We start from the raw sequence: 19,763 nt of genomic DNA on the forward strand, positions 1-19,763 counted from the left end.
CAGAAGCTGGATTGACGATACCACAGAAGGCAGGTAGTACTAAGAACATGACGACAAAAATAGCAATTTTCGGTGTCGGCCTGATCGGCGGCTCACTGGCCCTATGCTTCAAAGGTAAGGAGGGTCTGACCGTTGTAGGCCATGCCCACCGTCCTGAATCTGCTGCCAAATATGTGAGCAGAGGTGTGGTTGATCAGGCTACATTATCTCTTGAGGAAGCTGCACTGGATGCGGATTATATTTTTCTGTGTGTGCCGGTCGGCATGCTTGAGGACTACCTTCAGCGGTTAAGCAGGCTGCCGCTGAAGGCGGGCTGTATCATTACAGATGTCGGCAGCACCAAAGCCAGTATCGCTGCGTGTGCCCTTACACTGGATATTCCCGGCGTACATTTCATCGGAGGCCATCCCATGGCCGGATCGGAGCGTTCAGGCGTAGAGGCAGCCTCCTCCTTATTGTTCGAGAATGCGTACTACGTGCTCACGCCCCCGCCAGGAGTACCTGAAGCGGCATACCAGGCTCTGGAGTCGCTCCTGCTACATACGAGAGCGCAGATTGTCCGGCTTGATCCGGAGCGCCATGATGAGATTGTAGGAGCGATCAGCCATCTGCCGCATATTATTGCGGTAGCCCTGGTGAATCAGATTCATGCCTATGACCATTCGGACTCCTTGTACAGCACGCTGGCTGCGGGGGGCTTCCGTGATATTACCCGGATTGCTTCGAGCGATCCGATCATCTGGCGCGATATTCTGCTGAATAACCGCTCTGTGATGCTGCGGCTGCTGAAGGATTGGAACGATGAGGTGTCCTCGTTCATTCATCTGCTGGAGAGCGGGGATGGTGCAGGGATCGAGTCGGCCTTCCAGGAGGCGAATCAATTCCGCAGCCAGCTTCCTGAGCGGCGCAAGGGAATGATCACTCCGCTGTTCGATCTGCATATTGATGTTCCCGATCATCCCGGCATTATCGGCCGGATTGCTACGGAGCTGGGCGACCAGGGCATCAACCTCAGCAACGTGCAGATTATTGAGAGCCGCGAGGATGTTCCCGGGATCATGCGCTTATCCTTCCGCCAGGAGAACGATATGGAGCGGGCCAGAATTCTGTTGCAGGAGAATGATTATACCGTATATATGTAAAATATATGTAAAAAGGAAAATAAGAGCCGGGGCTTGAAGCTCCGGCTCTTATTTTTTTGAAACTTAACTGCTTTCTCTAAGGAGTAAGTGGACAAATGTATCTTAATTCAGCGATAGTTGCTGGATATTAGGAAGCAAGTGGAAAAACAGCAACTATTATTGCTGGTTTCTGCCATACAACGGAGGAGGAGCAGAAATAAGTGTTGTTTGTCCAGCTATTGCACCGAAAAAGAACCACACTCCCTAAATAAGTGGAGGATATCCACCTGCTATGAGAGGACGCCCCGGCTCCCGCAAAGAACAAACGCTTGGTAAACACCCATATGTTCGTAAAAATGGGCAAAAAAAAGACCGCTTACATAATAAGCGGTTACAGTTCACAATTTCTTGGAACCGTGTAGTGTTTGGATAGGAGTGGAGAGAAACCATACTGTACTTTTATTATATGTATCCGTTTACATTTTGTCAACACTTTATTCAAAGAAAAAAAGACCGCTTTCATCGGCCTGTCTTTGCCTCTCTCAAAGTCTATTAATTTCCTCCTGTTAGAAACTGTGCTATACTAGGTTAAGTATGTTTATAGATTCCTTCCAGGTATAGGTAACCGCTTGCTGAACAAGTGGAGAGAGGCTGCGTTGTCCTGTAAGGAGAATGCTGCCATTCTTCTGACTTGAAAAGAATGAAAGTTGTAAATATGCGAATTTTTTTCAGTATTTACATACACCAAGCCTTAAATAACGGTTAGTTGAATATACATAGGAAGATTGGATTTTTGTGCTGCAAATTTGAAGTAATGCCGCAACTTTTTGTTACCTGCCCGGTATAAGTAGATACGGACCGGACGGGATTACACGTGCAAGGGCGAGGAGGGCCGACTCACCATGACGGATTCCCAGTTGATCCAGCTAATCAAGCAAGGCGATACAGAATTATACTCGGAACTCATGCGACGATATCAACGCAAGATATTGGCGTTTGTGTACCACATGCTGAAGAACTCCCATATGGAGCTGATTGCCGAAGACCTCTGTTCAGAGACCTTCTACAAAGCCTTCCGGAGTCTTCATTCCTTCCGGGAAGTTGATGCTTCTTTCTCCACATGGCTGTACACGATTGCCCGCAATACAGTGCTGAGTGAACTTCGTAAGAACCGTGCCGGGAATGTGTCGCTCGAAGAGAGCGGATATACGCCTGTGGCACCGCTTGATGTTGCGCCGGAACAGGCAGCATTGCGTAAGGAACGGATGGAGCTCGTCCGCGAAGCGATTAACAATCTCCCGGAGAAGCAGCGTTCCGCGCTGATTCTGCGTGAATATGATCAGATGGATTATCAGGAAATTGCTGTGATTCTGGAGCAGAGCGTCAGCTCAGTGAAGTCACTGCTGTTCCGGGCTAGAAGCAGTGTGAAGCTGCAGCTCGAATCCTATTTCTATGAGCCTGAAGCTGAAGAGCAGGCTGAGAGGGTGTAAGGCCTATGAATTGCAGGGAAGCGCAGGATTCCATTCCACACTTGTGGGACGCTCCCCCCACAGATCCCAGGCGGATTAGACTTGAGAGACATATCGCAACCTGCTCCTACTGCAGTGCCGAATGGGCACTGTGGCAGGAGACCAGTGAGCTTATGCAGGATACAAGATTCGATGTCAGCGATGAGCGGGCAGAAGCGATTAACAGTAAGGTTATGGAGCGGATCTATCTGGAGAGCCCTTGGCTTATGCCTGGAGACGGGAAGTCTGCGGGGAGCTCTACAGTATTCCGGCATCGTTTAACCCTCTGGATTGCCTGCTTCTTAGCGGTGTTTATCTCCAGCTTCTTATATTTCACCGTGTTCAAGACCCCTTCGAATACGACGGCGGCACAGAGCGGGATCGTCGAGACAGGTGTGGCAGGCTTAACTCTGGACTGGTCTTCTTCCTATCCGGTGGAGTCTGAGGGCGGGATCATTGAGCCGCTGGTGGCCAATATGGGGCCTGCACATCCGCAGTACTGGATGGTATTGTCGACGCTGGGCGTCGGATTATCCATATTCCTGCTGGTCCGTCTGAACCGGTACCGCAGACAATGAGAACCCCCTTCCCGAACCTGGAGAAGAGGGTTTTTGATTTGAATACAAGAATGTATGTGTATCCACTTGCTCTAAAAAAGAAGACATTTGTTTTCATTCGTGTTACATTAGTAAGCAAACATAAAAGGGAAGGGAACGGTGATAGGCGATGCTGATCGGCTTAATACGCCATGGGCTGACGGATTGGAATGCGGTAGGTAAAATTCAGGGACAAAGTGATATTCCGCTGAATGATGAAGGCAGGCGGCAGGCTGAGATGCTGGGCGACCGGCTGCTGCAGGAGCCTTACCACTGGGACTATTGTATTACCAGCAGCCTGTCGCGTGCAGCAGAGACCGGCAAGATCGTAGCGGCCAAGCTGGGTATTCCTCTCCTTGAGCCGGATGACCGTATCCGTGAGCGTGCCTACGGCCAGGTGGAGGGCATGACAGCCGAAGCCCGTGAAGCCAAATGGGGCAAGGATTGGAAGCTGCTGTCTCTGGGACAGGAGAGCGATGAGGCGCTTCAGGTCCGGGGTCTTGCATTCCTGGAGGATATTACGGCCCGCTTCCCGGGTAAGAATGTCCTGGTCATCTCCCATGGAGGATTCCTTGCGCAGCTCTACACCGCACTTTACAAAGACAAATATTCGGAACGGCTCGGCAATCTCTCACTCACGATTCTGGAGAAGAATGAGCAGGAATGGAATCCTTTATTGTACAACTGTACCCGTCATATTTTACAAAAACAGCATTAACCCGACCCTTCGGGTTATTTTTTTTGCGGCAAAAGGAATAAAAAGGGCTGTATTTCCCATAATGGTAGTAAAACAGTGAGGCGATGAGAGATGAATCTGGCGGATATGCTCACTTATGCAGACATTGGTCAGCTGACCGCCATTGCGGGACGCTATCAGTGTGAGTGCAAACGGAATTCCAAACATGATTTGATTCAGAGTATATTGATTACCTTGGGCAGCCGGGAATTCATGGAGTCCCATATTAAGGGGAGTTCCCCGGGAGAGCTGCGTTTGCTGAACAGCCTGCTCTTTGATGAACGCAGTCACTTCAGCCTGGAGGATCTGCTGGCTGCTGCCAGGCAGGCTTCCTTCGATGCCCCGCCCGGCAAAAGCGGTGACTACCGCGAGCTGGTCAGCCGGCTTAAGAACAGCGGCTGGTTGTTCAGCGGAGCCTCTCAGCAGAGCCGGTATCTGTTCCAGGTGCCGCTGGATCTGAAGAAGCGCTTCCGTGAGCAGATGGGCCAGTATTTGCAGCAGCGGATTATTCCTGTCCCGGAGCCGGCGGTGTACAGGGGAGAGGGAGATTTACTGGCCGGGGATCTGCTGCTGTTCCTGCGGTATGTGAAGGAGAATGAGCCTGAGCTGAACCAGGAAGGCGCGCTTTATAAGCGCAATCAGCAAGGGCTGATGAATGCGCTGCAGATTACGGAGCCTTTGCTTGGCAAAGGTGGCTGGAGGTTCGGCTACGGCAGGGCTTGTGAGCATTATCCGCCGAGATTTGCCCTGCTGTACGATTATGCCCGCCACCGCCGCTGGATCTCCGAGGAAGGCTACAGGCTGCAGCTTACAGCCGCAGGCGGGCATTTTCTGGCGGAGGGAAAATCCGAGAAGCTGATGCAGTTATTCTCCTTTTGGTTAAGACTGTATAAAGGGGCTATTCCCAATTTGCCTTCGCTGGTCTACTGGATCAGTCTAAGTGCCGGCAGATGGGTGACCACAGCCTCGCTGTTAGAAGGAATCGGCTGGCTGATCAAGCCCTTCTATTACGATGATGCCGCTTCCATTCTGGAACAGCGCATCTTGCGGATGATGCTGCATCTGGGCATGCTTAAGCTTGGTGAGCAGCCCGCAGGAACAGTGGTCATGATGACACCCTGGGGATGTGAGGCGGCTGTGCCGAAGCATCTGCTCAGGTAAGGGGGAGAGAGATGCGGATTGCCTATGGGAGTTACATACCGCAGCTTGATGAATCAGTCTATGTGGCGGAAGGCGCTAAGCTCGTTGGCGATGTAAGAATAAGCAAACAATCCAGTGTCTGGTTCAACGCCGTACTTCGCGGTGACCTGGCGCCGGTGATCATCGGGGAACGCTGCAATATCCAGGACGGTGTGGTCGGCCATGTGGCGGAAGGATTGCCGCTGGTGCTTGCGGATGACATCTCGGTCGGGCATTCAGCAATCATCCACGGCTGCCGGATAGGCAAGGGCACATTAATCGGAATGGGTGCAATTGTACTGAACGGAGCAGAGATTGGTGAATATGCTTTAATAGGAGCCGGCTCTATTGTAACCGAGAACAAAATCATTCCTCCGTACACGCTCTCCTTGGGCACACCGGCCAAAGTAATCCGTGAACTGACTGAGCAGGATCTGCTGAGGATGGCACGCACAAGTGAAAGCTATGTGAAAAAAGCATTGGAATACGGAATTTCTTAAACAGCGGAGGTGTATCGAATGGACAAAATGAAGGCTACTTATGAAGTGATGCTGGGGCTGGCTGCGGAAATGGTGTGGGATGAAGCATTAAGAAAGCGTCGTACCGACATGTTGTACCTGGAGATTGACACGGCGCTGGCTGCCGGTGATGAGGCAGCTTTCCGGAATCTGACTGAAGAACTGAAAAGTTTGGCATAGGAAATGCGCTTGGCGCATTTCTTTTTTTCTGTATTAGGGATTGCCAAGCTGAATACACTTGTTTATGATGCTTTTAAAGTAAAAATGCATGCTGCAGGATGCGGCTAGAGGAGGCGAATCTATGAAATTCAGTGATTTTGACAGTAGAGCCTGGGAGACCGACGGACATTTTTATGATACGTGCATCATTCCTTATAGCGGACTTCAGGGCACGGAGACTCCGCCTGAGACCGCCACGTTACTTGAACGCCAGCGTGATTTCCTGGAATTGGCTGAACAACCGTACAAGGGGAGGGTCGTGACTTATCCGGCGGTACAGTATGCCGGGCCCGGAATGGGAGCTATTGTGAATGAACTTTGCCGAAAAGTCAAATCCAGCGGCTTCCAGTACGCAATCGTGATGTCTGCCAATGAGGGACTGCGCAGGGAGGATGTTTTTGAAAGCGATTTACTCCTTTGCCTGCCTGAGATAGTGGCTGATTCCAGGGCAGGGGTAAGCGCGTATGTGCGCAGCGAAATCCAGACCTTATGGCAGAATGAAAAATAAGTTAAATGTGACGGAAAATCAACAATTTATTAAAAAAGCACCGAAAACGCCTGTCACAATTTAGACAATATTCTTGACGGGTTTTGGACCCTAAGCTATGATTAGGATGAACTTATATGAACTGTGATATTTTTCATTGAAAACGGATTTTTTACCTAAAATACCTATGCAATAACTCTGCAGGTGCCTTCTCACATTTTGAAAAGGGGGTTACATACAGTATGAGCAGCCTTAATGAAGAAGAAGTGTCACTTCCGCAAGAACCGCCCAGCCGAAACGAGATGTCACGCAGACAGTTTTTAACCTATACGTTAGGCGGGGCGACCGCCTTTATGGGGGCCGGCGTTATTTTGCCGATGGTCCGGTTTGCTGTGGACCCGATTTTGCAGAAAAAAGGCGAGGGGCAATTCATCAAGGTAGCCGAAGCGTCCAAAATTACAGAGGAGCCCCAGGAGTTCACCTTCGAGCTTCCGCAGCAGGACGGATGGTATGCCAGTACAGCGATGCTTACGGCGTGGATTCGTAAAGACGCGAACGGAGATATTTATGCGCTTTCACCCATCTGCAAGCATCTGGGCTGCACCGTAGGCTGGAATAATAACAAGGCGTATCCCGATGAATATCATTGCCCTTGCCATGGTGCCCGCTACACGAAGCAGGGCCGGCAACTTGCCGTTGCTGCTAAACCGCTGGACCAGTACACCACCAAGATTGACGGAGGCTGGGTATATCTCGGTGAAATCATTCCTAATACTGTTTCGGCGAAGGAGGCGTGAACGGCGTGTTCAAAAACGTATATAACTGGATTGATGAACGTCTGGATATTACACCGATCTGGAGAGATGTTGCCGACCACGAGGTCCCTGAGCATGTCAATCCGGCACACCATTTTTCAGCCTTTGTCTACTGCTTCGGCGGACTAACGTTCTTCATCACTGTCATACAGATCCTTTCAGGAATGTTCCTGACCATGTACTATGTCCCGGATATTATTAATGCCTATGCCAGTGTGGAATATCTGCAGACCAAGGTCGCCTTTGGTAAAATCGTACGCGGCATGCATCACTGGGGCGCGAGTCTCGTCATTGTGATGATGTTCCTTCATACGATGCGTGTGTTCTTCACCGGTTCGTACAAGGCTCCACGCGAGATGAACTGGGTAGTGGGGATGCTGATTTTTTTCGTCATGCTGGGACTGGGTCTAACCGGTTATCTGCTTCCGTGGGACAATAAGGCGTACTTCGCCACCAAGGTTACGCTGGAGATCGCCAATTCGGTTCCGTTCATGGGGCCGGTGCTCAAGGAGCTGATGCAGGGCGGCAGTATCGCCGGGGCCGAGACGCTGACCCGGTTCTTCGCCTTACATGTATTCTTCCTCCCGGCGGTTCTGCTTATTCTGCTTGTCGGGCACTTCATTATGATCCGCAGACAAGGCATATCCGGTCCGCTGTAAAATAACGTATAGGAGGCACAGTCATGGCACACGGAGACGACTCCAAAGAGAAGGTGGTATTCGTCGGGGATTCCCGGGTCCGCAGAGGGAACGGATTCATTACCCCGCCGGATTATACGGCGTATCCGGGTAAATCGGAAGCCTTTATCCCTAACTTTCTGCTCAAGGAATGGATGGTTGGTGTAGTAGTGCTGGTGGGGATTCTGGTTCTGACCATCTCAGAGCCGGCTCCGCTCGGCTTCCCTGCCAATCCGGCAGCATCGGTTATTCCGATTCCCGACTGGTATTTTCTCTTCCTCTATCAGTATTTGAAGCTTCCTTACGCATCCGGTGACTATATTGTGCTGGGGACGCTGGGTGTGACTGGGGTGGCCTTCGGGGCTCTGCTGCTGGCACCTTTTCTGGATACCGGCCCGGAGCGGCGGTTCTACCGCAGACCGATTGCATCCTCGCTGATGTTCCTGTCCCTCGCTGCAATCGTCTATTTGACCAATACAGCCTGGACAGAATACAAGCATGAGATGGCTGAGACCGGCCAGATTCCAGAGGATGTTCAGCGCGAGGAGAAGGCGGCCGAGAACAGGGCTGCGGGCTTGCCAACCACAAGCGCCGTCAAGCCGAAGGATATTGCCATTGTGGACAAGGACGATCCGGCTATGGCTCTCTATAAGCAAGCAACCTGTATAACCTGCCATGCCGTAGATATGAAGGGCTCCGGCAGTATTCCCTCACTGCGCGGTGTCGGTGACAAGCATGATCAGGCAGCGATTCTTACTATTATAAAAGAAGGTAAGGGTCAGATGCCGCCGATGGTTGAAACAGCTATGGGGGCAGGGCTGACTGAGCAGGATATCGATGAGCTGGCCGGCTGGCTTGCCAAACAAAAAAGCGGACAGTAAAATAACAGTAACGCAAAACCTGATCGTCTATGCGCTCAGGTTTTTGTCATGTCATGAAGCTCCAACAGTCGGGGGGAAGCTGTACATATGCCGGGTCATTGGTTTGAGAAGTTATTTAGGGACCGAAGAATAATATGGCTGCTGTTTATCGTAAATCTGCTGGGGACGGTCTACGGATATATGTGGTATGGCAATCAGCTCACATTCACAGCTCAGACGGAACCGCTCTGGCTACTGCCGTTCGTTCCAGACAGCCCTACGGCCAGTCTGTTCTTCACAGCTGCACTACTGCTGTTGCTCTATCCGCCAAGAGGGCTTGCAGGAACACTGGCGCGTGAGCTGATTGAAGCGTTGGCTGTATTAACATCAGTGAAATACGGGATATGGGCGGTCAGTATCATAGTGGCCGGCGGTTATCAGGGGGATTCGATCACCTGGAAGGACTGGATGCTGATGATCTCCCATACCGGAATGGCTGTAGAAGCCTTGATCTATGCCCGGTTCTTCACCTTTCGGAGAATGCTGCCTGTGGCGCTTGCGTGGACGTTCGCTAATGATATAGTGGATTATTCACAAGGCGTGTATCCATGGCTGCCCTCGGTGCTTGATGATGATCTTATCACTGTTCAGTATTCCACCATGGGGCTTACGCTGTTCAGTACAGCCGCTGCCTGGCTGTTTTGCGGCCGGACAAGGCGTCCGGCACTTCCGGACAGAACTGCCATGAAGCGCTGAGCCTCCGTTCTAACTCTTGTCCTTCCGCCATACATTAAGGTGGGAGGGATGTCTTATGCCGCGCAGAAAAGTAATCATACTGTCTGGAATTCTGCTGTGCTGGCTGCTCGCCGGTATCAGCGTAGACCGCGTTCAGGCTGAAGCGGGGGATGCTGCTGCAGGCCATGGAAGCACAACTTACATAGAAGCAGCCGGAAGTGTACCCAGTGATCCCGCTGCGCTCACAGCCAGGAGTGGAGCACAGCGGCTGGAGCAGGCTGCGGAAGCTCTGTATGGGTATGTGCTTGAAGGCGATGTGCTGAAGGCCCGCCAGGAAGCAGAGGAAATCTCGCAGATCTTCATCTCGTCATCCTTCGAAGGGATGACCTCAGTGGAGGGGATCAATGCACTCTCGTCCGTTATTCTGGATATGAAGTCCGCACTGGCTGCGGCCCAGCCGTCCCCGGAGAGATGGGAAGCGGCTGCGGCGAAGCTGCGGCTTGCCGCTAACAGCCTGAATCACCCGCGCCAGCCCATGTGGCTGCAGTATTATAAGCTGGTCCGTGAGGATCTGAACGATATGGAGCAAAGTGCCGCCGCGAATGATCTGAAGGGCTGGACAGCGGCGCTGGCAAGACTTCAGAGCCGGTACGCGAATATCCGGCCTGCCGTGATGATCTCCCGGCCTGCTGAGACGGTGAACGCCTTTGATTCCTGGCTGTCATATGCCGGTGGGGTGGCAGGCTCGGAGCAGCCCGTGGAACGGGCCCGCCTGCTGGAGATCGTATCCTACGGGCAGGATGCAGCAAGAGTGATGTTCGGCAAGGAGCGCAGCGAGCCGGTCTTGTCGCTGCCGCTGGCTCCGCAGCAATACGGGGGCTGGGCTTTGCTGGCAGGCGCGTTCATCTTTACGGTGCTGGCGTATACGGCTTATCGTAAGTATCGTGGCCAGAAGCGGGATTTGAAGACCGTGTAGCATAAGGTCGAGGGAACAGAGGATACAAAAGAGGGCGGACCCCGCTAGCAGCTATTGCTGGCTTGCGGGGTCCGCCCTCTTTTGAAATATAAGAATTTATATGTTGCACACGATAAATTATCCTTCTATTTCTCGCTGAAACGGGTGCCGCCCTCTAAAAAAGGACGGCAAAGCCGTTTCCACTTGTGTATAGATTACGTCTCCCGGAAGCCTTCGCCGTGAACATCATGAACGTCACTGATAATGACGAAGGCTTTAGGGTCTACCGACTTCACCAGCAGGCTGAGCCGGCGGATCTCCTGCCTGGAGACCACACAGTAGACCATATGCTTGGCCTGCTTGGAATAGGCGCCGATTGCCGGGATCAAGGTCACGCCGCGCTCCAGCTCAGCGGTGATCAGTTCGGCAATTCTCGGAGCCTCGTCGCTGATGATGGTGAAGGCTTTGGCCGCGTAGGCTCCTTCCTGGATGAAATCAATTACGCGTGAGGCGATGAAGACGGCCACAAGCGTATATAATATTTTTTCGCGGGGAATGTAGAGCAGGGAAGCCCCGATAATGATGATATCCACGGCCAGAATAATCTGTCCCATACTCCAGCCGAACTTGCGTCCCAGTATCCGTGCTACAATATCTACACCCCCGGTGGTGCCTCCGAAGCGGAAGACAATCCCCAGACCCAGACCCAGGGTAACCCCTGCATATAATGAAGCAAGAATAAAATCATGCTCTGTACTGAACGTCACAATCCAGCCTGCTTTAATCATCCGTTCAAATAACCAGAGGAAAAAAGACAGGGCGCCGATGCCAAGGCCCGTATACACGATCTGATTCGCCCCGAGCACCTTCCAGCCGAGCAGAAAAAGCGGGAGGTTCAGCAGCAGTGTCGTTAAGAAGATCGGGATGTTAAAGGCGTAATTCAGCAGGATGGTAATCCCGGTAACTCCGCCCTCCATCAGCTGGTTGGGAATGATGAAATACAGTAGTCCGAATGCGTAGATGGCTGTGCCCAGCATGATGGGGGCCACTGTTTTACTGACTGTGCTGATTTTAATGGTTGAACTCATATAATCCCTCGCCTACGCCTCTAAATGGGCAATTTATATGTAATGATCCCCCCGGAGAGCACGTAAGCTCCAGGCGGCATTGCAAAAAAGATTTGTCTTCAAAACGTCTTTACGATAACATAGGGGCAAACAGAAGGCAAGAACACACGGGGGTGGAACAATAATTTATGGATAAAAGCCTTGGTGACATTCAGCGTGAGGTGGATGCCTATATCTCACAGTTTAAAGAAGGCTACTTCAGTCCGCTGTCGATGCTGGCCCGGATGTCCGAGGAAGTTGGAGAGCTGGCCCGCGAAGTGAACCATCAATTCGGCGAAAAACCGAAAAAAGCGGATGAAGCCGATAATTCGATTGAGCTGGAGCTGGGTGACATTCTCTTCATTACCGTTTGTTTCGCCAATTCACTCGGTATAGACTTAACTGAGGCACACAATAAGGTTATGCACAAATTCAATACGCGTGATGCCGGGCGCTGGACGCCCAAAAACACCGATTAGGCCTATGCTACATATGCTGTACCAAACGAACGGGATTTAGCCGTAAGGATGGTGAGGATATGGATCATAATGATTATGTAAAAGCGGCCTACCGCTCGATACTCCGCAGTGACTTTGCTGAGGCCATCACCTTGTTCGAGGCGGCCATTGCCGCTAGTCCTGATGATGCGGAAGTCAGATACCGCTGCTCTATTACCTATGCCCGCAGCGGAATGCTGGATAAAGCGCTTGAACATGCTGTAGCCGCACGCCGGCTGGATGGGACTAAACCGGAGTATCAGCTGCATCTTCAGCATCTGCAGGCCCTCCAGCTTGTGCAGGAGGCGAAGCGGCTGCTGGAGGATGAAGCAGCGGAAGCGCTAAATCCGTACCATCCGATTACGCTGCTGAAGGAAGCTGTATCGCTTGATCCTCTCTACGGGGATGCTTATGTATGGCTGGCGATTGCGCACAGCCGGATGAATGAACATCTGCAGGCGATTGCAGTACTCAAAGAAGTCATGTCGCTGCACCCGGATGACAGCGGACTGCGTCTGCTGATGAAGGATCTGCAGAAATCGCTGCAACACTATATACAATAATAACAGAGCCAGGGAAAGCGGGGAGAATTCATTTGAGTGACAAGATCAGAGTTATTGTCTCCGGAGCTGGAGGCAGAATGGGCAAAGAGGTTGTGAAGCTGGTATTGCAGGATGATGAACTTGAGCTGGCGGCAGCGGTGGACCGCTCTGCACATGGCAAAGATGCCGGCCGGCTGGTTGGCCTTGAGGAATGCAGTATACTTGTGACTTCGGATCTGGAGACTGCGCTTGCTGATACAGCGGCCGATGTAATGGTAGATTTTACGATTCCACAGTCGGCATATAGCAATACTGCACTGGCGGTCAAGTACGGCGTCCGTCCGGTTATCGGTACCACCGGCTTCACGCCGGAGCAGATCGCCGGGCTGGACAAGCAATGCCAAGAGCAGGGAATCGGCGGACTGATTGCACCTAACTTCTCCATCGGTGCGATTCTGCTGATGAAATTCGCTGCCCAGGCCGCAAAGTATTTCCCTCATCTCGAAATTATCGAATATCACGGAGACCAAAAGCTGGATGCTCCTTCAGGAACAGCGATTAAGACGGCAGAGATGATCTCTGAGGCGCGGCAGGAGCTCCGCCAGGGACATCCCGAGGAAGAAGAGATTATTGAAGGCTCGCGCGGCGGGTATTATAACGGCTTCCGTATTCACAGTGTGCGGCTTCCGGGTGTGTTTGCCCAGGAGGAGGTTGTCTTCGGCGGGTTCGGACAGTCGCTGAAGATCCGTCATGACTCCTATGAGCGTGCGGGATATATGCCGGGAGTCAAGCTCGGAATTCAAAAGGTGATGGGCTATACCGGCTTGATTTACGGTTTTGAGCATTTTATAGAATAGACGGGGAGAGAAACAGAATGTTGAAAATTGCTTTTATCGCACATGACCGTAAAAAAGATGAAATGGTTAATTTCGTAACCGCTTATGAGCATGTCTTCGAAGGGCACCAGTTATTCTCCACCGGAACGACGGGCCAGCGCATCATGGAAGTGACCAAGCTCTCCATTCACCGTTACATGTCCGGGCCGCTTGGCGGCGATCAGCAGATCGGCTCTATGGTCGCTACAGATGAGCTGGATTTGATCATTTTCTTGCGTGATCCGCTGATGGCCCAGCCGCATGAACCGGATATTACGGCACTGCTGCGTCTGTGTGATGTGTACGGGATTCCGGTTGCCACGAATATTGCTACAGCAGAAATCCTGGTGAAGGCTATTGACCGGGGAGATTTCGGCTGGCGTGAGCTGGTACATAAATACAAGCCGGGTGTGGACGAGTCATGAAGCTTGACATTCTGGTATTCGGCGCGCATGCGGATGATGCCGAGATCGGCATGGCAGGAACGATTGCCAAGCACACTGCCGCCGGATTCAAGGTGGGAATGTGCGATTTGACCCGGGCGGAGATGTCCTCGAACGGAACAGTGGAGCTTCGGGAAAAGGAGGCTGAGCAGGCTGCCGCAGTGCTGGGCGCGTCGGTACGGAGTAATTTGGGGCTGCCTGACCGGGGCCTCTCTCTGACAGAGGGGCATCTGGCCGCTGTAACTGCAGAAATCCGCCGCTATGCCCCGTCGATGGTATTTGCCCCTTACTGGGAAGACCGCCATCCCGATCATATTGCCTGCAGTAAGCTGGTGGAGGAAGCGGTATTTAATGCCAAGCTGCGCAAATATATGCCGGACAAGCCTGCGATTGCGGAGCCACAATTATATTTCTATTTCATTAATGATCTTGGACGGACGGACCTGATTGTCGATGTGACTGCGCAGTATCCGCTGAAGGAGCAGGCATTGTCCTGCTACCGTTCACAGTTCGGGATCACTCCGGGAGAGGATGCCGTAGCGACTCCTCTGACAGAAGGATATATTGACCGCGTCCGTTCCAGAGATATGCTGCTCGGCCAGCGGAGGCTCATTCCTTATGCCGAAGGGTTCGCTGGTAAGGTACCGTATACTGTGGATCTGTTCAGTGCTGCACGCGGATAAGGCGCAACTCGACAAAGCCCGGAAAACAACTATAATTAATTCATAACGTTACTTGAAGTAATAGAGCTAAGTTAAATGAAGGGGCGGAGCTATGGAGCGGCTAAAGATAGGCATCACTTGTTATCCTTCTCTTGGCGGCTCGGGTGTGGTGGCCACTGAACTGGGCAAGCTATTGGCTGAAAAAGGCCATGAGGTTCATTTTATAACCCACAGCATCCCGTTTCGGCTGGGAACGTTTCAGAAGAATATTTTCTACCACGAGGTAGAGGTTAACGATTATTATGTATTCCGCTATCCGCCATACGATCTGGCGCTGGCAACCAAGATGGCACAGGTAGCCAAAATGCAGAATCTGGACCTGTTCCATGTGCATTATGCGGTTCCGCATGCGGTATGTGCTTTTCTGGCCAAGCAGATCTTGGGCAATGATATTAAGGTGGTTACCACGCTGCACGGCACGGATATTACGGTACTGGGCCAGGATGAATCCCTGAAGGATCTGATCCGGCTGGGCATTAACGAGAGCGATGCGGTGACCGCAGTCTCCCGTGATCTGATCAAGGAGACCCGCAAGGCGCTTGATATTACGCGTGAAATTGATCTGACATATAATTTCGTGGACAAACGTGTCTATTATCCCCGGGATGTCACGGATTTGCGTGGCGACTTTGCAGCCCCGGATGAGAAGATTCTCATGCATATCAGCAATTTCCGCCCGGTCAAGCGGGTAAGTGATGTGGTGGATGTGTTCGCCAAGGTGAACCGGCAGGTGCCTTCCAAGCTGCTGCTGGTCGGCGAAGGCCCTGACCTGCCTAAGATTCAAGCCAAGATCAGCGAGATGGGTCTCGACGATCATGTCCGCTTCCTGGGTAAGCAGGACGAGATTGCCCAGGTGATCTCCCTGGCGGACCTGTTGCTGCTGCCCTCGGAGAAGGAGAGCTTCGGGCTGGTCGCTCTGGAAGCGATGGCCTGCGGCGTTCCGACCATCGGATCGCAGGCCGGGGGCATTCCGGAGCTGATTCAGCATGGCAAGACCGGATTCCTCGCGCCAGTCGGGGATACAGAAGCGATGGCAGAGTATGCCGTCAGGCTGCTCTCGGATACGGCGATGGCTGAGAGCTTCCGGCGCGCCTGCCTGGAGCGGTCCTGCCATGATTTCAGCAGAGATATGATTACCAATCAATACGAAGATATCTATTACCGTGTGCTCGGGCGCAAGGTATCCGGATTAGACCCGATCCGGGGGTAAGGAGTCCGTTATGGAATGGAGAATGGCACCACCCGGCATGGCAGAAGCCGCCGGAATTGTTGTTGCCGGCCTGCTGGCAGGCGGTCATGAGGCTTATTTCGTCGGCGGCTGCCTGCGCGATGAGCTGCTGGGCCGTCCGGTGCATGATATAGACATCACTACCTCCGCACTGCCGGAGGAGGTGATGGCCCTGTTTCCGCGCTGTGTCCCTACCGGCCTGGCGCATGGCACGATCACTGTGCTACAGGAGGGCTACAGCTTAGAAGTTACGACCTACCGGACGGAGAGCGGCTATGCCGATCACCGGCGTCCGGAGCATGTCGTATTCGTAAGGGATGTACGGGAGGACCTCCGCCGCCGTGATTTCACGATCAATGCCATCTGCTGTGGCCTTGACGGCGGGCGGATTGACCCTTTCGGCGGGGAGCGTGATCTCAAGCTCCGCGTGATCCGCTGTGTAGGTGAAGCGGAGGAACGCTTCGAGGAGGATGCGCTGCGGATGCTGCGCTGCGTACGTTTTGCTTCCGTGCTGGATTTCGCGATTGCGAAGAATACCTGGCGCGGTCTGCTGCGCCAGCGAGACAAGCTGGCGCATATTGCTGTGGAGCGGGTGCGCGCCGAGGTGGAGCGCATCCTGGAAGGCCCGCACCCGCAGCGCGGGCTCGGGCTCCTGCTGCGCAGCGGCCTGCTGCCGCGCGGCAAAGCGCCGTTCCCTTGGACCGGCCGGGACCTGGCCGCCGCCGCCGCCCGCCTCGCCGGTCTCGGGAACCTGGAGAGCGCCCGCCTGCGCTGGGCGCTCCTGCTGCATGCCCTGGGATCGACATCGGCCTCCGCCGATGAGCTCCTGCGGGCATGGAGGTTCCCGGGGGCGACGCGCACCGGCGTCGTCGCCGTGCTCCGCGTCCGCGAAGCCTGGGACGCGGCGTTGTCCTCGGCCCGGCCGGAGGCTACCGGCGCCGGGGAGCGGCTGCGGCGGCGGTGGATCGCCGCCGTGCTGGGCTATGGCCAGTCAGCCGCCGAAGGGTGGCTGACGCTGCTTGAGGCGGCGGCGGGGGCTGACGCCGCGCGCGCTGTTGACGCAGGTGCAGCAGACCTGTCGTCAGACGTCCCTTACACAGACGGTGGCGTATCCGCCACGTTGTCAGCCGTCCCTGGCACAGACGGCGTATCCGCCACGTCGTCAGACGTCCCTTTCACAGACGATGGCGTATCTGCCACGTCGTCAGACATCCCTGGCATAGACGGCGTATCCGCCACAGCGACAGATGTCCCCGCCACAGCTGCGGACGTAAGTACCATCCCAACCGTCACCACCAGCCTCCTGCGGTCCTGGACCGCAGAGATGCCGGTCCGTACGCTCGCTGAGCTGGCGGTGAGCGGCCATGAGGTGACAGGGGCGTTGGAGAAGCGTCCCGGCCCTTGGCTGGGCATATTGCTGAACCAGCTTCTTCTGGCTGTCGCGGCAGGTGACCTTGCCAATGACACCCAATCACTGCTGCAAGCAGCCCAAAGGATGGATAGAGATGAATAGCGGTCATACGCAGCATTCCGGCGTCTTGAAGCGGGAGACGTTCGTTCCCGGCTGGGCCAAAGGAATTCAGCGGCTGGATACAGTCGGTTCCACTCAGGAGGAAGCCAAAATACTTGCCGAAGGCGGCGCACCGGAAGGAACAACGGTCATGGCCGAAGAGCAGACCGGCGGGCGCGGGCGGATGGGCCGCAAATGGCACTCGCCACATGGCAAAGGAATCTGGATGAGCCTGGTGCTGCGTCCCGATCTGCCGCTGGCCTTGACTCCGCAGCTGACGCTGCTGGCCGGAGTGGCTGTCTGCACAGCAATCCGTGAGGTTACCGGGGTGCCTGCCGGCATCAAGTGGCCGAATGACCTGCTGGCCGGCGGCCGCAAAATCTGCGGAATCCTGCTTGAATCCTCGCTTCGGGAAGGCGGGCTGCATTACTGCATCGCGGGTATCGGCATCGCTGCCAATCTGACCGAGGAAGACTACCCGGAGGAGCTGCTCGGGGTTGGTACATCGCTGCTGATCGAAGGCGGCGGCATTCCTGTTGACCGTACGAGGCTTGCGGAAGCCGTGCTGGAGGAACTCGAATATTTGTATCTTGTCTATCTGGAACACGGCTTTCAGCCCGTGAAGGAGCTGTGGGAGTCGATGTCGGTAACACTGGGGCGTCAGGTATGCGTGAATACTCCCCAAGGCCGCACCGAGGCTACTGCTGTAGGTCTGAACGGCAACGGCGGGCTGCTGCTGCGTAACGAATCCGGTGAGGTAGTGAGCGTACTGTCCGGCGAAATTGAAATGATTTAGAAGAGCATCAGATTTAACTAGTATCTCATCAGATTAAAGTTAGTGGAGCAGACACAATTCCCCTTCAATTTACATCTTTTCCAAGCGGGGGGTGTTCTTAAAGGGCGTTTGGCTTAGCACAACGGACTGAGGTGCTCTTATGCATAAAGAAAATCGTCACTTGGGCGATTAACGGACCGCAAGGACCTTATCCCCTGCAATTCAGCCCCAAAACGTCTTTCAGAAAGATGATAAGATCTCCTGAGTCCGTTACGCTGCAAAAAGGGGCGTTATCGCGGGAATAAGGTCTCTTCGGTCCGTTAGATTTTTGGGGATGATAGGGTTTCGTTACACGAACCCCTGAGAGGAAAGTCTTCCGTTTCACTGTTGTTAATTGTACATAATACACTTATCTCAGTTTTTAGCTACGAATGCAGCTTTGTACTTTACCTTGTTAGAATGCCAACAAGGCCGCTCCTCACGACCACGAGGGCGGCCATGTCATATTTTAAGGTGTTTATTTTTGTGTTTTTTTGGTATACTGTGCTCATGAGGCGGCATCGCATGGCGAGCTGTACTCACGCAATTGTTTTTTTGTTGTACCGGATGTACCTTCATAACTGGATGTAACGGTTACGTTGGATTCTGCTCTGAGCCGTAAGGACCGAGACAGAAGGGACGATCGCGAGTGACTCTTTTTTGCCCTTCGGACCTTTTTAGCGGACCATGCTAAAAGGTTTTTTTGTTTGCGCGAAACTCGCGTATTTTATGGAAAAGGGGAATGAGAGCGACATGGCAGACAAACACGCACTGAATATTATCAAGATGAAAAAAATGAAAACGGACGGTGTGCCCCTGAGCATGCTGACCGCTTATGACTACCCTTCAGCCCTGCTGGCGGAAGAAGCCGGCGTTGATCTGATTCTGGTCGGTGATTCCCTGGGAAATGTCGTGCTTGGTTATGATACCACGCTGCCGGTTACCATAGACGATATGGTCTACCATACCCGGTCGGTGAAACGCGGGGCTCCTAATACTTTTATAGTGGCTGATATGCCGTTTATGACCTACCACGGAAGCGTGGATGAGACCTTGCGCGGTGTGCGCAGGCTGATGCAGGAAGGCCAGGCCCATGCGGTCAAAATGGAAGGCGGCCTCGAAATCTGCTCCGCAGTGTCCGCTGTTGTCGCTGCCGGTGTTCCGGTGCTCGGCCATATTGGTCTGACCCCGCAGTCGGTCAATATGATCGGCGGCTACCGGATTCAGGGGAAGGATGCCAGGGATGCACAGCGGCTGATGGACGAAGCGAAGGCGCTGGAAGCTGCCGGGGCCTTCGGCATTGTGCTGGAGCTGGTCACGGAAGAGGTGGCTGAGGCGATCTCCCGGACGGTCAGCATACCGACCATAGGCATTGGTGCCGGGCGTTACTGTGACGGACAGGTTCTGGTATTCCATGATCTCCTGCGGTATGCCTCTCCTTACCGGGAGAAAAAATTCGTCAAAACCTACGCCGATGTAGGCTCCCTGATCCGCGAAGGCATCACCAGCTATGTTCAGGAAGTGAAGAACCGCTCGTTCCCTGCCGAGGAGCATGTGTTTAGCGCGGACGAGACTGTTCTGGAATCTTTATACGGCAATGCCGGCAAAGGAGCGAAATAA

Annotated in this window: 23 protein-coding genes; 22 read left to right on the forward strand and 1 reads right to left on the reverse strand. The window is 53.5% G+C overall.

Annotated features, from left to right (window positions below; genetic code table 11):
- The first annotated feature begins 47 nt into the window (after positions 1 to 47).
- The 13 genes from NSU18_RS31560 to NSU18_RS31620 all read left to right on the forward strand — a co-directional run bounded on the left by NSU18_RS31560 (position 48) and on the right by NSU18_RS31620 (position 10,427).
- Complete coding sequence (locus tag NSU18_RS31560; RefSeq protein ID WP_341150930.1) at positions 48 to 1,142, forward strand: prephenate dehydrogenase; 1,095 nt, start codon at positions 48 to 50, stop codon at positions 1,140 to 1,142.
- A gap of 881 nt (positions 1,143 to 2,023) precedes the next feature.
- A complete protein-coding gene (locus NSU18_RS31565) occupies positions 2,024 to 2,611 on the forward strand; it encodes an RNA polymerase sigma factor (RefSeq protein ID WP_341018357.1) in 588 nt (195 codons plus the stop codon).
- A gap of 152 nt (positions 2,612 to 2,763) precedes the next feature.
- The gene (locus NSU18_RS31570; RefSeq protein ID WP_341018359.1) at positions 2,764 to 3,207 is read left to right on the forward strand and encodes an anti-sigma factor; all 444 of its coding nucleotides are present in this window, start codon (positions 2,764 to 2,766) and stop codon (positions 3,205 to 3,207) included.
- 148 nt (positions 3,208 to 3,355) lie between these two features.
- On the forward strand, positions 3,356 to 3,943 hold the full coding sequence (locus NSU18_RS31575; RefSeq protein WP_339310367.1) for a histidine phosphatase family protein: 588 nt from the start codon (positions 3,356 to 3,358) through the stop codon (positions 3,941 to 3,943).
- A gap of 90 nt (positions 3,944 to 4,033) precedes the next feature.
- Positions 4,034 to 5,122, forward strand: coding sequence for a hypothetical protein (locus NSU18_RS31580; protein ID WP_341150931.1), 1,089 nt, complete (start codon positions 4,034 to 4,036; stop codon positions 5,120 to 5,122).
- 11 nt (positions 5,123 to 5,133) lie between these two features.
- The gene (locus NSU18_RS31585) at positions 5,134 to 5,640 is read left to right on the forward strand and encodes a gamma carbonic anhydrase family protein (protein ID WP_341150932.1); all 507 of its coding nucleotides are present in this window, start codon (positions 5,134 to 5,136) and stop codon (positions 5,638 to 5,640) included.
- Positions 5,641 to 5,658: 18 nt separating this feature from the next.
- Positions 5,659 to 5,838, forward strand: a complete 180-nt coding sequence (locus tag NSU18_RS31590; RefSeq protein ID WP_341018363.1) for an IDEAL domain-containing protein — start codon at positions 5,659 to 5,661, stop codon at positions 5,836 to 5,838.
- 121 nt (positions 5,839 to 5,959) lie between these two features.
- Positions 5,960 to 6,385, forward strand: coding sequence for a DUF2487 family protein (locus NSU18_RS31595; protein WP_341018364.1), 426 nt, complete (start codon positions 5,960 to 5,962; stop codon positions 6,383 to 6,385).
- Between the two features lie 221 nt (positions 6,386 to 6,606).
- Positions 6,607 to 7,161 carry a ubiquinol-cytochrome c reductase iron-sulfur subunit gene (locus tag NSU18_RS31600; protein WP_341018366.1) on the forward strand — a complete coding sequence of 185 codons (555 nt, stop codon included), beginning with the start codon at positions 6,607 to 6,609 and terminating at the stop codon, positions 7,159 to 7,161.
- Positions 7,162 to 7,166: 5 nt separating this feature from the next.
- Positions 7,167 to 7,838, forward strand: a complete 672-nt coding sequence (gene qcrB, locus NSU18_RS31605) for a menaquinol-cytochrome c reductase cytochrome b subunit (protein WP_036727267.1) — start codon at positions 7,167 to 7,169, stop codon at positions 7,836 to 7,838.
- 23 nt (positions 7,839 to 7,861) lie between these two features.
- Positions 7,862 to 8,737 (forward strand): menaquinol-cytochrome c reductase cytochrome b/c subunit, encoded by an 876-nt coding sequence (locus NSU18_RS31610; protein ID WP_341018367.1) that lies wholly within the window; start codon positions 7,862 to 7,864, stop codon positions 8,735 to 8,737.
- 87 nt (positions 8,738 to 8,824) lie between these two features.
- Positions 8,825 to 9,472 (forward strand): DUF1405 domain-containing protein, encoded by a 648-nt coding sequence (locus NSU18_RS31615; RefSeq protein ID WP_341018368.1) that lies wholly within the window; start codon positions 8,825 to 8,827, stop codon positions 9,470 to 9,472.
- A 55-nt stretch (positions 9,473 to 9,527) separates the two neighbouring features.
- Positions 9,528 to 10,427: a sporulation protein YpjB gene (locus NSU18_RS31620; protein WP_341150933.1), complete on the forward strand. Its 900-nt coding sequence runs from the start codon at positions 9,528 to 9,530 to the stop codon at positions 10,425 to 10,427.
- A gap of 194 nt (positions 10,428 to 10,621) precedes the next feature.
- Here NSU18_RS31620 and NSU18_RS31625 read toward each other — a convergent pair whose 3' ends face one another.
- Entirely contained in the window at positions 10,622 to 11,494 is an 873-nt protein-coding gene (locus NSU18_RS31625; RefSeq protein WP_341018372.1) for a YitT family protein, read from the reverse strand.
- Positions 11,495 to 11,661: 167 nt separating this feature from the next.
- Between NSU18_RS31625 and NSU18_RS31630 the strand changes: the two genes are divergently transcribed.
- From NSU18_RS31630 to panB, 9 genes are all read left to right on the forward strand, one after another.
- Positions 11,662 to 11,991 carry a nucleotide pyrophosphohydrolase gene (locus tag NSU18_RS31630; RefSeq protein WP_036698080.1) on the forward strand — a complete coding sequence of 110 codons (330 nt, stop codon included), beginning with the start codon at positions 11,662 to 11,664 and terminating at the stop codon, positions 11,989 to 11,991.
- A 59-nt stretch (positions 11,992 to 12,050) separates the two neighbouring features.
- Positions 12,051 to 12,572, forward strand: a complete 522-nt coding sequence (locus NSU18_RS31635; protein ID WP_341018373.1) for a tetratricopeptide repeat protein — start codon at positions 12,051 to 12,053, stop codon at positions 12,570 to 12,572.
- A 32-nt stretch (positions 12,573 to 12,604) separates the two neighbouring features.
- Positions 12,605 to 13,408, forward strand: a complete 804-nt coding sequence (gene dapB, locus NSU18_RS31640; protein WP_341018375.1) for a 4-hydroxy-tetrahydrodipicolinate reductase — start codon at positions 12,605 to 12,607, stop codon at positions 13,406 to 13,408.
- Between the two features lie 17 nt (positions 13,409 to 13,425).
- Complete coding sequence (gene mgsA, locus NSU18_RS31645) at positions 13,426 to 13,851, forward strand: methylglyoxal synthase (protein ID WP_341018376.1); 426 nt, start codon at positions 13,426 to 13,428, stop codon at positions 13,849 to 13,851.
- Positions 13,848 to 14,552, forward strand: a complete 705-nt coding sequence (bshB1, locus tag NSU18_RS31650; RefSeq protein WP_341150934.1) for a bacillithiol biosynthesis deacetylase BshB1 — start codon at positions 13,848 to 13,850, stop codon at positions 14,550 to 14,552. The genes mgsA and bshB1 overlap by 4 nt, the downstream gene beginning before the upstream one ends.
- A 91-nt stretch (positions 14,553 to 14,643) precedes the next feature.
- The gene (gene bshA, locus NSU18_RS31655; RefSeq protein WP_341018379.1) at positions 14,644 to 15,801 is read left to right on the forward strand and encodes an N-acetyl-alpha-D-glucosaminyl L-malate synthase BshA; all 1,158 of its coding nucleotides are present in this window, start codon (positions 14,644 to 14,646) and stop codon (positions 15,799 to 15,801) included.
- A gap of 10 nt (positions 15,802 to 15,811) precedes the next feature.
- The gene (locus NSU18_RS31660) at positions 15,812 to 17,332 is read left to right on the forward strand and encodes a CCA tRNA nucleotidyltransferase (RefSeq protein ID WP_341018380.1); all 1,521 of its coding nucleotides are present in this window, start codon (positions 15,812 to 15,814) and stop codon (positions 17,330 to 17,332) included.
- Complete coding sequence (locus NSU18_RS31665) at positions 17,325 to 18,125, forward strand: biotin--[acetyl-CoA-carboxylase] ligase (protein ID WP_341018382.1); 801 nt, start codon at positions 17,325 to 17,327, stop codon at positions 18,123 to 18,125. Before NSU18_RS31660 ends, NSU18_RS31665 begins: the two co-directional genes overlap by 8 nt.
- Positions 18,126 to 18,896: 771 nt before the next feature.
- Positions 18,897 to 19,763, forward strand: a complete 867-nt coding sequence (gene panB / locus NSU18_RS31670; protein ID WP_341150935.1) for a 3-methyl-2-oxobutanoate hydroxymethyltransferase — start codon at positions 18,897 to 18,899, stop codon at positions 19,761 to 19,763.

The organism is Paenibacillus sp. FSL H8-0048, assembly GCF_038002825.1.
GTDB lineage: Bacteria > Bacillota > Bacilli > Paenibacillales > Paenibacillaceae > Paenibacillus_AQ.